The 13,200-nt window shown below is 71.5% G+C and carries 11 protein-coding genes and 1 pseudogene; 4 read left to right on the forward strand and 8 right to left on the reverse strand.

The window, feature by feature from the left end; translation table 11 throughout:
• Positions 1 to 95: 95 nt before the first annotated feature.
• From HUS56_RS09760 to HUS56_RS09780, 5 genes are all read right to left on the reverse strand, one after another.
• Positions 96 to 800 (reverse strand): ABC transporter ATP-binding protein, encoded by a 705-nt coding sequence (locus HUS56_RS09760; protein WP_173923230.1) that lies wholly within the window; start codon positions 798 to 800, stop codon positions 96 to 98.
• Positions 797 to 2,839 carry an ATP-binding cassette domain-containing protein gene (locus HUS56_RS09765; protein WP_173923231.1) on the reverse strand — a complete coding sequence of 681 codons (2,043 nt, stop codon included), beginning with the start codon at positions 2,837 to 2,839 and terminating at the stop codon, positions 797 to 799. Before HUS56_RS09765 ends, HUS56_RS09760 begins: the two co-directional genes overlap by 4 nt.
• A gap of 1 nt (position 2,840) precedes the next feature.
• Positions 2,841 to 3,710 (reverse strand): branched-chain amino acid ABC transporter permease, encoded by an 870-nt coding sequence (locus HUS56_RS09770; RefSeq protein WP_173923232.1) that lies wholly within the window; start codon positions 3,708 to 3,710, stop codon positions 2,841 to 2,843.
• 10 nt (positions 3,711 to 3,720) lie between these two features.
• A complete protein-coding gene (locus HUS56_RS09775; protein ID WP_173923233.1) occupies positions 3,721 to 4,917 on the reverse strand; it encodes an ABC transporter substrate-binding protein in 1,197 nt (398 codons plus the stop codon).
• Positions 4,918 to 5,092: 175 nt separating this feature from the next.
• Complete coding sequence (locus tag HUS56_RS09780; RefSeq protein ID WP_173923234.1) at positions 5,093 to 5,665, reverse strand: hypothetical protein; 573 nt, start codon at positions 5,663 to 5,665, stop codon at positions 5,093 to 5,095.
• Between the two features lie 44 nt (positions 5,666 to 5,709).
• On the opposite strand from HUS56_RS09780, the gene HUS56_RS09785 reads away from it, so the two are divergent.
• Positions 5,710 to 6,015 carry a hypothetical protein gene (locus HUS56_RS09785; RefSeq protein ID WP_217423987.1) on the forward strand — a complete coding sequence of 102 codons (306 nt, stop codon included), beginning with the start codon at positions 5,710 to 5,712 and terminating at the stop codon, positions 6,013 to 6,015.
• A 49-nt stretch (positions 6,016 to 6,064) separates the two neighbouring features.
• On the opposite strand, the gene HUS56_RS09790 is transcribed toward HUS56_RS09785, so the two are convergent.
• Positions 6,065 to 6,481, reverse strand: a complete 417-nt coding sequence (locus HUS56_RS09790) for a transferase (protein ID WP_173923236.1) — start codon at positions 6,479 to 6,481, stop codon at positions 6,065 to 6,067.
• Between the two features lie 269 nt (positions 6,482 to 6,750).
• On the opposite strand from HUS56_RS09790, the gene HUS56_RS09795 reads away from it, so the two are divergent.
• Both HUS56_RS09795 and HUS56_RS09800 read left to right on the forward strand, forming a co-directional pair.
• Positions 6,751 to 8,475 (forward strand): ABC transporter ATP-binding protein, encoded by a 1,725-nt coding sequence (locus HUS56_RS09795; protein WP_173923237.1) that lies wholly within the window; start codon positions 6,751 to 6,753, stop codon positions 8,473 to 8,475.
• A complete protein-coding gene (locus HUS56_RS09800; RefSeq protein WP_173923238.1) occupies positions 8,472 to 9,326 on the forward strand; it encodes an energy-coupling factor transporter transmembrane protein EcfT in 855 nt (284 codons plus the stop codon). Before HUS56_RS09795 ends, HUS56_RS09800 begins: the two co-directional genes overlap by 4 nt.
• An 80-nt stretch (positions 9,327 to 9,406) precedes the next feature.
• Here the strand turns inward: HUS56_RS09800 and HUS56_RS09805 are convergent, their stop codons facing one another.
• Positions 9,407 to 10,354, reverse strand: a complete 948-nt coding sequence (locus tag HUS56_RS09805) for an FKBP-type peptidyl-prolyl cis-trans isomerase (protein WP_254431387.1) — start codon at positions 10,352 to 10,354, stop codon at positions 9,407 to 9,409.
• Between the two features lie 379 nt (positions 10,355 to 10,733).
• Positions 10,734 to 11,483, reverse strand: a pseudogene (locus HUS56_RS17290) (MsnO8 family LLM class oxidoreductase); the annotation flags it as partial.
• A gap of 223 nt (positions 11,484 to 11,706) precedes the next feature.
• On the opposite strand from HUS56_RS17290, the gene HUS56_RS09815 reads away from it, so the two are divergent.
• Complete coding sequence (locus HUS56_RS09815; RefSeq protein ID WP_254431388.1) at positions 11,707 to 13,182, forward strand: FAD-binding oxidoreductase; 1,476 nt, start codon at positions 11,707 to 11,709, stop codon at positions 13,180 to 13,182.
• The last annotated feature ends 18 nt before the right edge of the window (positions 13,183 to 13,200 follow it).

Below are 13,200 nucleotides of genomic sequence, written 5' to 3' on the forward strand. Positions count from 1 at the left end.
GTCATCCGTCCGAACAGTTTACCGGGCGCCCCCGAGTGCGAAACGCCGTCGGCCGACGGGCGCCGGTGATGCCGACGCGGATCGAGCCCGAGTCGCTAGGCGGCAGCCCCGCCGAGGTAGGCGTTGCGCACCTCGGGGAGTTCGACGAGCTCCGCCGGTGTGCCCTCGAGCACCACGCGCCCGCGCTGCATCACCACGGCGCGGTCGGCGATGCCGAACGACGCACGGACGTTCTGCTCGACGAGCAGCACCGCGAGCCCGCGGTCGCGAAGCTGCGTCAGCACCCGCATGATCTCGGCGACGACCTTCGGTGCGAGCCCGATCGAGGGCTCATCGAGCAGGATCGCCTTCGGGTCGGCCATGAGGCCTCGACCGATGGCCACCATCTGCTGCTCGCCGCCCGAGAGCGTTCCGGCCGCCTGGCCCAGCCGCGGCTCGAGGCGGGGGAACAGCTCGAGCACGGCGTCGAGGTCGCCCTTGCCGCGCCGCGTCCATGCCCCGAGATCGAGGTTGTCGCGGACCGAGAGCGTCGGGAAGCACAGCCGGTTCTCGGGAACGTGGGTGAGCCCGAGCGACGCCATCTTCTCGGTGGGGCGGCCGGTGATGTCGGTGCCCTCGAGGGTCACGCGGCCGGCGGTCGGCTTGAGGATGCCGTTCACCGCCCGCAGCAGCGTGGTCTTGCCGGCCCCGTTCGAGCCGACGACCGTCACGATCTCGCCGGCAGCGACCTCGAGGCTGACCTCGTGGAGGATCGCCAGCTTGCCGTAGCCGGCGCCGAGCGACTCGACCTTGAGCGTCATGCGTGCTCCTCCAGTTCCTCGAGTTCGGCCTTCGCTTCCTCGGCGTCGGTGCCGAGGTACGCGACGATGACCGCGGGGTCGTTCCGAACCGACTCGGGGTCGCCGTGCGCGATGAGCACGCCCTCGTCGAGCACCGCGACGGTGTCGGCGAGCGCCATCACCTGGGCCACGTCGTGCTCGACGAGCACGATCGTGAGGCCCGCGTCGCGAAGCCGGCGGAGCAGGGCGGCGAGCATCTCCCGCTCATGGCCGGAGAGCCCCGCCATGGGCTCGTCGAGGAGCAGCAGCGCCGGCTCGAGGGCGAGCGCCCGGCAGACCTCCATCATGCGCTGCCGGCCGAAGGGGAGGTCACCAGCGGGAAGGCTCGCGACGTCGCCGAGGCGCATGGCCGCGAGGATGTCGTGGGCGACCCGCTCGTGGGCGTACTGCTCCCGGCCCTGCAGGCCGAGCATTCCGCGGAGGATGCCCGCGCGGCCCTTGCGGTAGCGACCCATGTAGACGTTGCCCTCGACATCGGTCGACGAGAACACCTGCAGGTTCTGGAAGGTGCGGGTGAGGCCGCGCACCGCACCGACGTGCGGCTTGCGCCCCTGGATCTCCTCGCCGAGGAACGACACCGTTCCGGAGGTCGGCGAGATGGCGCCCGTGATCATGTTGAAGCACGTGGTCTTGCCCGCGCCGTTCGGCCCGATGAGGCCCATGATCCGGCCGGCGGGCACCGTGAAGGTCACGTCGTCGACGGCGACGACGCCGCCGTAGCGCTTCGTGAGTCCGCGCACCTCGAGGATCGGCTCGCCGACGGGCACCGGGGTCGACACGGTCGGCAGCGCGACGTCGTCGAGGTCGGCGGTTCGGGCGGCGTTCGTCGCGGCATCCGCTTCGATCACCGCGTCGGCGTCGGCGTCGGCGTCGGCGTCGCCTGCTCGGGCCCTCAATCCGCCGAACGCGCGGGTCGGCACGTCGCCCGTCGCGTCGGCCGCAGCGGCCGCGCGTGCTGCCGCGGCATCCGCTCGCCGACCGGCCCTGCCACGAATCGCGGCCCAGACCGTGCGCACGACCTGCACCAGGCCCCCGGGCAGCAACAGGATCACGAGGATCAGCACGATGCCGTAGCCGATGAGCTGCACCTCGCCGGTGGCGCCGGGGATGATCGCGGGGATGAGGTCGCGCAGGCCCTCGGACAGGAGCTCGACGATGAACGCGCCGGCGATGGCGCCCCATACCGACCCGAGCCCGCCGATCACGACCATCAGGAGCAGCTCGACCGAGACGTGGAACTCCGCGACCTGCGGCGACACGATCTGCACCTGGTACGCGTAGAACACGCCGCCGAGCCCCGCGAACCCGGCCGACAGGGTGAACACCTTCACGCGCAGGGAGTAGGTGTTCACGCCCACCGACTCGGCCGCGAGCTCGGAGTCGTTGACCGCCGAGAGCGCACGGCCGGCTCGCGACCGGGTGAGGTTCAGCGCGAGCACGAGGCCGATGATCACGAACGGCGCGACGAACCAGAAGAACAGCCCGTTGTTGTCGATGGGGATGCCGAAGACCTCGGGTCGCCCGAACCCGTAGATGCCCGTGGTGCGGCCCGTGAACTCCCATTCGCGCACGGCGATCATGACGATGAACCCGAGGCCGAGGGTGGCGAGCGCGAGGTAGTGCCCGCGCGGGCGGAGCATCGGCAGGCCGACGAGCAGCGCCGCGAGCATGGCCGCGACGCCCCCGCCGATCGCCGCGACCACGCCGGGCATCTCGAACTTCTGCAGCAGGATCGCGTGCGTGTAGGCGCCGATCGCGAAGAACGCCGCCTGGCCGAGCGAGACCTGTCCGGCGAGTCCCATGAGCAGCGACAGGCCGATCGCCGGCAACGCGAAGATCATGGAGAAGACGGCGATGTTCATCATCGACGAGCTCGCGGTGAACGGCACGATCAGGATGATCACGATGAGCACCGCGACGCCGATGATGGTGGCGCGGTTGTTCGGCCAGAAGCCGGTCTTCGACCGGATGGCGCCTTCGGTGGTGTCGAGCAGCGTCACGTCAGACCCTTACCGCATTCGGGCGCAGCACGAGGCCCGCCGGCCGGATGATGAGCACGATGATGAGGATGAAGAACGCGACCGCATCCTTCCAGCCGGATGCCACGTAGCCCGCGACGTACGACTCGAGCACGCCGAGCAGCAGCGCGCCGACGATCGCGGCGCGGAACGAGTACAGCCCGCCGAGCACCGCCGCCACGAACCCCTTGAGCCCGAGCAGGAGTCCCCCCGACCAGATCGACAGGTAGATCGGCGACGAGACCACGCCGGCCGCGGCGCCGACGAAGCCGGCGATGGCGAAGGCGATGATGGATGCCGCGGCCGGCGAGATGCCGACGATGCGGGCCGCGACCGGCTGCTCCGCGGAGGCGCGGAGCGCCTTGCCCCAGCGCGTCTTCTCGTAGAAGAGCAGCACGCCGCCCCCGACCACCACCAGCGCCCCGAGCATCCAGAGCTCCTGCGAGCGGATGCTCACCCCGCCCAGGTTCAGGTCGGAGCCGGGGAAGGCGGGCAGGCGCCGAGCCTCGGCGCCCCACGTCAGGAGCATGATCGCCTGCAGCAGGGTCGACACCCCGAGCGTCAGGATGATCGACACGAGCGTCGTGAGGTTCTTCACGCGCGAGATCACGAGCCGTTCGATGATCACCGACGCGAGCGTGACGGTGACGAGCGCGATGAGGATGGCGACGGGCAGCGGCAGGCCGGCGCTCACGAGCGAGATGCTCCCGAGGCCGGCCAGCGTCGCGTAGTCGCCCTGGGCGATGTTCACGACGTGCCGCACCGTGTAGGTGGCGATGAGGCCGACGGCGAGCAGGGCGTACACGGAGCCCTGCGACAACCCTGCCGCCGTCAGCTGGAGGAAGTCGGTCAACGGATGCCGCTCACTCTTCGAGGAGGTTCCAGCGGCCGCCCTCGGCGATCGCCATGATGAGCGCGTCGGCGGTGAGGCCCGAGTGGTTCTCGGGGGTCATCGTGAAGACGCCCGAGATGCCGACGAAGTCGCTCGTCGCCTCGATCGCGTCACGGAGCGCCTCGGGGTCGGTGCCGGCCTCTTCGATCGCCGCGACGCCGATCTTCCATGCGTCGTAGGCGTGACCCGCGAAGCTCGACGGCGGGGTGTCGTAGGCCTCGGTGTAGTCGGCGATGAACCGGTCGATGACCTCCTTCTGCGGGTCGTCGTCGCCCAGCTGGTCGGCGACGAGCAGGCGGCCCATCGGGGCGATGACGCCCTCGGCGGCATCACCGGCCGCCTCGAAGAACGCGTCGTTGGCCACGCCGTGCGACTGGTACACGGGCTTGCCGACGCCGATCTGTACGTAGGCCGCCTGGGCCAGGCCGGCCGACGGCGTGATGCCCCAGATGATGACGAAGTCGGCGTCGGCCGCGCGGAGGTTGGTCATCTGCGCGGTGAAGTCCGTCGCGCTGGGCTCGAACGCCTCGGTCGCGGTGAGGGTGATGCCGCGCTCGGCCCCCAGTTCGGTGATCAGTTCGGCGATGCCCTCGCCGAACCCGGTGGCGTCGCGAGCGAGCGCCACCTTGGTGTAGCCCTGTTCCTCGGCGTGGTCGAGGATGCGCTCGATCACGACGACGTCGTTCTGCGCCGTCTTGAACACCCACTCCGACCCGTCGACGATCGCCGCATTCGCGGCGACGGAGATCGTGGGAACCTGCGCGGCCTCGACGAGGGGCCGCATGGCCAGGCTGGGGCCGGTGCGCGAGGCGCCGATGATGAGGTCGACCTCGTCGTTCTCGATGAGCTGCGTGGTGGCGCGGGCGGCGCCGTCTTCGGTGGACTGGTTGTCCTCGATGATCAGCTCGACCTCACGGCCGTTGATGCCGCCCTCCTCGTTGAGCTGCTCGGCGAGCATGTTCAGCGTGTTCTGCTCGGGCACGCCGAGGTTGGCGCCGACGCCCGTGATGTCGAGCACGGCGCCGATCTTGATCGGGCCCTCTTCGGTGGCGTCGCCGCCGCCACCATTGTCGCCGCCGAAGTTCGAGGCGGTGCAACCGGTGAAGGCGAGGGCGATGGACGCCGCGACCGCGGCGGGAATGAGCAGTCGGCGATGCGCACGGTGCATGTTGTGAACTCTCCTTTGAGCCCTCTCGGGTTCTCGACGCTGAGGGGGTGTGACTTCATGACCGACCATTCGGTCACTATTTCGGTGCCTTCGAAGATACGTTGCGTCAGGAGGCATCCGCAAGGCGTCGTGATGCAACCGATACACCGAATCGCGCGCCGCCGCCGCGGGTTGCTCAGGCGGGGCGCCTGCCCACCGCGATGAGGGTCGTCACGTCGACCGAGCTCACCGATCGCCGGGCGACCTCCGCGAGACAGCGCTCGCGAACCGCGGCGAGCGCTTCGTCGTCGAGCTGCTCGACGAGCCGGCGCAGATGCGTGCCGAGCACGAGCTGCCACGCGAGCTCGGGGGTCACGTCGAGGTGACGCTGCACGGTCTCGGCGCGCACGTCGACCAGGCCGAGCTCGGTGAGCCACTTGGCGAGCGTCCCGGGGGTGTCGGCGACCCGTGCCTCGGTGTCGGTTGCTGCGTCGGCGTCGGATGCGGCCTCGGTGTCGGATGCCGCGTCGGCGTCGGATGCCGCATCGTCGTGCAGCGCGTCCGCGAGAAGCTCGGGTAACGGGTCCAGGGCGCCGCGCGCCCACACGGTGACGGCAACGCGGCCACCCGGGCGGGCCCGCTCGATGAGCCGCGCGGTGTCCGCGTCGACCTCCGAGAAGGAGTGGACGCCGAGCACGCTCTGCACGAGGTCGTAGCCGCCGGACTCCCACTCGGTGACGTCGGCGCCATACAGGTGCAGCTGCGGCATCCGCTCAGCTGCGCTCGATGGCTCGACTGCGCACCAATCAGCCGATGCGCCCGCTCGAGACGGTCGAAGAGGCCGAGGCGGCAACCATCGACTCGATGAGCGCCGAGCTCATCGCGGCGATGGAGCGGCGATGGATCGTCGCCGATGCCGCGACCGCCGCGGCCGAGCTCGCCACCCTGGCTGCTCGACACGGCGTCGACGAGGTGATGGTGTCGCCCATCGCCGGTTCCTACGAATCGGAGCCGACGGATGCCGCGCCCGGCCGGGAGCAGACGCTCGAGCTGCTGGCGGGCGAACTGGATGCCGCGGGCGAGGAGCCGCCGGGGCTCCGACGTCGCACGCAGACATGACGATGCCCCGAGCGGTTCCGCCAGGGGCATCCGGTGAATCGCGTCTCGGTCAGGCCGCGAGCCCGAGCCGGCGCAGGTCCTCGCTCGACGCGTGGTACTCGTCGCCGTCGGCGACGACGATCTCGCGGGGCACTCGTGCCCCGTTCTGCACGCGCGCGCCGGCACCGATCGAGGCGTATGCGCCGAGGACGGCGTTGCGGCCGACGACGGCCCGAGGGCCGACGTGCACGTTCACTCCGACCACCGCGCGCTCGGCGACGATGGCGTCACGGTCGACCCATGCGCCGGGGCCGATCTGGGCCCCGCGCTGCACTTCGGCGCCGGGGTCGACGTAGGCCGTCGGGTCGACGAATGCCGTCTTGTCGACCTTCGCAGTGGTCGCCACGAGGCCGCGACCGTTCACGTGCTTGCGGTATCGACGCAGGACTCCGGCTTCGTCTTCGAACTCGACGTACGTAATGCCCACGTTCTCCTCCTTCCGACGTGGTGGCTCCACGTCCGGACACATGTACAACATCCGCGCTGACCTGCGCATTCCCGTGGTCTCAGCCGGCACTCAGGTGACGTCTCGGGCGTCGCCCCGACCGCGGCCGCGTCGACCACGGCGCGCCTGGCCTCGGCGGCGCCGCTTCGGTCGGAACGCCGCTTCGCGGAGCCTGCAAGTTAGGCTGTCCTAAGCCGACGCCGTCGGCACCGCCTCCGCCGACGACCTGCCGGCCCGACCCGGGACCGCCCATGACCGCCGCTCCGCTGCTCGAGCTCGATGCCGTGCGCATCCGCCATCGCGATGCGGGTCGCGCGACACCCGACGGCGTGTCACTCGACATCCGGGCCGGTGAGGTCGTGCTGCTGCTCGGCCCGTCGGGATGCGGCAAGTCGAGCCTGGCACTCGCCCTCGACGGGCTCGTGCCCCACGCGATCGCAGCCGACCTCGAGGGCACGGTCCGGGTCGACGGACGCGACAGCCGCCGCCACCCCGTCGCCGAGCTCAGCGAGACCGTGGCCATGGTGTTCCAGGACCCCGATGCGCAGGTCGTGACCGGCACGCTGCTCGACGAAGTGGCGTTCGGCCCCGAGAATCGCCTCGCCCCCGTCGGCGAGGTGCTCGGCCGCGCCGAGCGCGCACTCAAGCTGGTCGGGCTCTGGGACCGGCGCGACGACAACCCCGACGTGCTGTCGGGCGGCGGTCGCCAGCGCCTCGCGATCGCGGCGGCCCTCCCCCTCGCGGCGCCGGTGCTCGTGCTCGACGAGCCGACCGCCAACCTCGACCCGGCCGGCATCGACGAGGTGTACGCGGTGCTGCGCGAACTGGCGAACGAGCGGGAGCACGCGATCGTGCTCATCGAGCACAACCTCGACTCGGCCGTGGACATCGTCGACCGTGTGGTCGTGCTCGACGCGACCGGCCGCCTGGTGATCGACGGCCCCGCACGCCAGGTGCTGCAGGAGCGCGCTGCCGAACTGCTCGAGCTCGGCGTCTGGCTGCCCGTCTCGACGCTCGCCGGACTGCGGCTGCGCGAGGCCGGCGTCGCGATCGACCCGCTCCCGCTCACGCCCGCAGAGCTCGCCGAGGCCCTCGACTCGATCGATGAGCTTCCCACGCCGGTCGGCGACCCTGCCGCGGAGCCATCGGCGGCGAGCGCGGCCGCGATCACGGTGCGCGACCTGTCGGTGCAGCGGGGTGGGCGCCGCGGACCCGTCGTCGTCGACGGGGTCGATCTCGACGTGGCATCCGGCGATTTCCTCGCGATCATCGGCACCAACGGAGCCGGTAAGACGTCGCTCCTGCAGGCGATCGCCGGGGTGATTCCCGCGCCGCGCGGCAGCGTCGACGTGCTCGGCATGGATCCGTCACGTGCGGACGCGCGCGAACGGGCGCGGCGGATCGGATTCGTCTTCCAGAACCCGGAGCACCAGTTCGTCGCCGACACCGTCGCCGGCGAACTCGAGCTCAGCCTCCGACTCCAGGGGATCGACGAACCAGAGCGCCGAGGCGAGGTCGATCGGATGCTGCGCCGGTTCGGTCTGGAGCAGCATCGTGACCGGCATCCGTTCCTCCTCTCCGGTGGCGAGAAGCGGCGGCTGTCGGTCGGCACCGCGCTGGTCGCGGGGGCGCCCGTGCTCGCGCTCGACGAACCGACCTTCGGTCAGGACCGTGCCCGCGCGTCGGAGCTGCTCGCGATGCTGCGCGACCTCAACGAGGAGGGCACCACCGTGCTCGTGGTCACGCACGACCTGCAGCTCGTCGCCGACTACGCCGACCGGGTCGCGGTCATGCAGGAGGGGCGGCTGCTCGGAGTGGGGCCGACGGCCGAGGTGCTCGGCGGCCCGCTCATCGAGGCGGGCGGGCTGCGTCATCCTCCGCTCGCGAGGGCGACGCGCAGTCTCGCCCGCCACCCCGAGTGGCACGCGGTGGCCCGGATGTCGCAGCTGCCGTCGCCCGGCGGAGCCGCCGCATGACGGCCACGACGACCGGCGCACGCCCCGCGGCATCCGACCTCGTGGCTGCGGGCGAACCCGCGGTGCGGCGCCCCTTCCTGCACCGCCTGAACCCGATCGCGAAGCTCGCAGCGCCGCTTCCGGTGATGATCGCGCTGCTGTTCACGCGCGATGTGCTGACGCCGCTCCTGTTCACCGTGGGCGCGCTCGCGCTGCTGCTGCTCGGGGCCCGCCTGTCGGGCCGTGCCATCGCCGCGCTGCTCATCGGCACCCCGGCGGGCGTCGCCCTCATCGGGTTCACGCTCGGCGTGTGGGTGGACCGGGCGCGCATCGACCCCGCCGCCGTCGGCGCCGACGTCGTGCTCGTCGAGGTGGGCGACTGGCGATTCACGCTCGCCGCCTACCTGGTCGGTGTCGCCACCGCGCTGCGGATCGCCGCGATCCTGCTGCTCTCGCTCGTGGTCGGCCTGACCACGACCGGGCCCGAACTCGTGCGCGCCCTGGTGCAGAACCTGCGCGTGCCCTACCGTGTCGGCTTCACCGCCCTGGCGGCGCTGCGGTTCGTGCCGCGGTTCCGGCGTGAGCTCGACCTCATCCGTGCCGCGCATCGCGTGCGGGGGTTGCATCGCGGGCGCGGCCCCGTCGCGGCGCTGCGCCGCATGGTCTCGTACGCCATCCCGCTGCTCGCGAGCAGCGTCCGTCATGCCGAGCGGGTGGCGCTCGCCATGGACGCACGGGCGTTCGGCGCGCACCCCATCCGCACCGAGCGGGTGATCAGTCGCTGGCGGGCACGCGACACGGTGTTCGTGGTGCTCTTCTGGGCGGCATCCGTCGCCGTCTTCTGGTGGGGCCTGGCAGTCGCCAGCCGCTGACCCGGCGCCGTCGGGGGCACTCGGGAGCGCAGACGAGCAGGGGGCCGGATGCCGCGGCAGCCGACCCCGAAACCCGCGACTCAGCCCGCGGCGGGCGCCGTGTCCTGGATCTCGACCACGAACACGAGCGTCTGGCCGCCGAGCGTGTTCTGCTCGGACTGCTCGAGGCCGTACGCATACTGCGGCGGGATCGTCACGATGAGCTTCGTGCCCGCCTTCTGGCCGACGAGCGCGGCGCCGAAGCCCTGGATGACCTGGTCGGTCGAGAACTGGGCGGGCTCGCCGCCGTAGCTCTGGTCGAACACCTCGCCCGTGTCCCAGCTCGTGCCCTGGTAGTGCAGGGTGACGGTGGCGCCGCTCGCGACCTCGTCGCCGTCGCCCTCCTCGAGCACCTTGAGCTGGTACTCGGCCGGAGGCGCGGTGGCGGGCAGAGTCACCGTGGGGGGCGCGCCGTCGGCGCCGAACTGCACCTCGGGCACGTCCTCGGTCCACTCGGCCGGCGTCAGCGGCTCCTGCACGTCGACGACGATGACGACCGTCTCGCCGGGGCCGATGCCGATCGACTCGTTGCCCGCGTCGCCGTAGAGCGCCGACGCCGGCGCGACCGTGACGGTGCGTGAACCCGTGGGCACGCAGTCGACTCCGGCGAGGAACGCCTCGAAGACCTGCTCATCGCCGGCCTTGATGGTGGCCGGCTGCGAGAAGACCTGCTCGCCGCTCGTGCCCGCGTACGCGCTGACGATGGCGTTCACGTTGTCGCCCGCCTGCGTCGTCTCTCCCTCGCCCTCGATGAGCACGGTGCGCTCGAGCTTCTCGGCCTCGAGCGGCGTGCTGAAGGTGACGGTTGGCGGTGAGGCGAAGTCGCCCTCGACGTCGACGCCGTCGCTCAGGCTGCCCGACGAGACATCCATGCAGTCGGCGGCTTTCGAGGACGCGGCGTCGTCGGGCTGCCCGCTGCAGCCGGCGAGGACGAGGGCGGCGGTGGCGGCGAGCGCGATGGGCGCGGCGCGGCGCAGGGCACGGTTCATGCGGGGAGGTCTCGATTCGATCGTGGAACGCGAAGTCACAAGTGTGCCCTGCGTGCCTTTCGATTGCCTGAATGCGCACCTTCAGGTCGGAGGGACGACAGAATGGGCATATGGGGGACACGACGACGGTACCTGATTCCGAGGAGGAATTCGCTCGGGCGAGCGACTCCTCGGGCGATCTCGACAGGCTGCTCTGGGAGCCGATCTCGACGGCAGCGGTGGCGCGATCGCACCCCGGCTTCGACGAACGCGTGCTCGACGCCGGGAGCGGCGGCGGGGCGTCGGCCGTGCCGACCGCCGAACTCGTCGGCCCCGGCGGACACGTCGACGCGGTCGACGTCGACGAGTCGGTCGTCGAAGCCGCCCGAGAGCGCTCTGGTTGCGGCAGTGCTCGAGCACGGGCCTCCTCGACGGTGGGCGCCACTGACGCGTTCACGGTGAGGAACGTCATCGGCGCCGGATGCCGTTCGCTCGGCCGGTACTCGGTGCGATACAGCTCGAGCGCACGCTCGATTCCCTCACCTGAGAAGTGGTTGGCGAACACGTACGGCAGCCCGAGCTGCGCTGCGAGCTTCGCCGAGTAGTCGCTCGATCCGAGCAGCCAGAGTTCGGGAGCATCCGTCGCCGCCGGAGTCGCGGCGATGCCGTACTCGCGGCCGCTCGTGAGCCGCAGCGACGCACCGTCGGGCGAGAGCAGGCTCAGGATGTCGGCGACGTGGTCGGGGAACCGGTCGACGTCGGCGGGCGGCCCGCTGATGCGCAGCAGCTGGGTGATGACGGGATCGCGGCCGGGGGCGCGGCCGATGCCGAGGTCGATGCGGCCGGGTGCGAGCGCCTCGAGGGCGGCGAACTGCTCGGCGACGACGAGCGGCGCATGGTTCGGCAGCATGACGCCGCCGGAGCCCACGCGGATGCGCTCGGTCTGCGCGACCGTCGCTGCGACGAGCACCGGCGGGGTGGTCGAGGCGACGGCGGGCATGTTGTGGTGCTCGGCGAACCAGTAGCGGGTATATCCGAGTCGATCGGCGAGCTGCGCCAGGCGAACGGATGCCGCGACGGCTCCGGCGCTCGTCTGGCCGGTTCGGACGGGAACGAGGTCGAGTACGGAGAGGCGAAGTCGTGTGGTCATCCCTCATCGCAACGGACGCCCGATCTGGGGTATTCCGGGGCATGCACCTCGGGAGGAGGATCGGGACAACCCTGAGTCATCCGGAGGGGGCACCCTGACGCGACGGGCGGTCGCGTGTCGTGAGATGGAGATCGCGTTCGTGCGAGCCGCCGGGAGTTCCGGTGCCGTCCGCCTCGATTGAGGGTCCGGGCCCGCGACGCGACCTCCCGAAAGGACCTCATCCGTGAACACTCCTGTGCCCTCCACCACCTTCGTCGACGACACCCGGGCGCGTGCCGCAACGCGCACGGCGACTGCCTCCTCGCTGCGAGAGACCCTCGGACAGCTCCGCGGTCGCATCGACGGGCGGGTCGTCATGCCCGCCGACCCCGACTGGGACGAGGCCCGCGCCGCATGGAACCTCGCCGTCGATCAGCGACCCGTCGCCGTGGTCCTTCCCGAGAGCGTCGACGACATCGTCCGCACCGTCCGAACCGCGAGGAGCCTCGGACTCGGCGTCGCGCCGCAGGGCACCGGGCACAACGCGGGGCCGCTGGCGGGCCGCAACGGGCTCGCCGACGCCATCCTGGTGCGCACCTCCCCGATGCGGGGCGTGCACGTCGATGCCGAACGGCGCCTCGCGCGGGTCGAGCCGGGCGCGGTCTGGGCCGACGTCGTCGCCGCGGCGGCGCCGCACGGCCTCGCCGCGCTCGCCGGCTCGTCGCACGACGTCGGCGTGGTCGGCTACACGCTCGGCGGCGGCGTCAGCTGGCTGGCTCGCTCGCACGGGCTGGCCGCGAACCAGGTGCTCGCCGTCGAACTCGTCACCGCCGACGGCGAACACCGTCGCGTCGACGCCGACCACGACCCCGAGCTCTTCTGGGCCCTCCGCGGCGGCGGGGGAGACTTCGGAGTCGTCACCGCCCTCGAGTTCCGCCTGTTCCCGATCGCCGAGGTCACAGCCGGCACGCTCTTCTTCCCGCTCGAGCGGGCCGAGGAGGTGCTCCAGGCCTGGGCCGAGTGGACCACCACGGTGCCCGACACCGTCACCTCCGTCGGACGCGTGCTCCGATTCCCGCCGCTGCCCGAGCTGCCCCCGTTCCTGTCGGGAGCGTCGTTCGTCGTCGTGGAGGCCGTGCTCCAGGAATCGCCCGAGCGTGCCGATCAGCTGCTCGCGCCGCTGCGCGCACTTCACCCCGCGATGGACTCGGTGCATCCGCAACCGGTTGCGGAGCTGCTCCAACTGCATATGGACCCGCCCGCACCCGTGCCGGGCGCCGGCGACGGCATGTCGCTGCGCGAGCTCTCGCCCGCCGCGGTGCGGGCGTTCGTCGCGGCCGTGGGTCCCGAATCGGGCAGTGCGCTCCTCTCTGCCGAGATCCGCCACCTCGGGGGCGCGCTCGATCCGCAGGTCGCGTATGCAACGGCTGCCGAAGAGGACACGCCCGAGCCGGGCGCGGTCGCCGGATTCGACGCGCAGTACCTCGTCTACGGCGTCGCGATCGCGGTGCCCGGCATGGAGGATGCCATCGCGGCATCCCTCGGGCGGCTGCTCTCCGGTGTCGAGCCCTGGCGTGCGGAGGTCGATTACCTCAACTTCGCCGAGCACGAGCGGCCTGCCGAGCGCATCTTCGGCGAGCGCGTGCACCGCCTGCGCGCAGTGAAGAACGCCGTGGATCCCACGGGCGTCATCCGTTCCAACCACCCCGTTCGCCGCTGACGAGGGGTGTCGTTCGTG

It is taken from the genome of Agromyces sp. Marseille-P2726, assembly GCF_902809835.1.
Lineage (GTDB): Bacteria > Actinomycetota > Actinomycetes > Actinomycetales > Microbacteriaceae > Agromyces.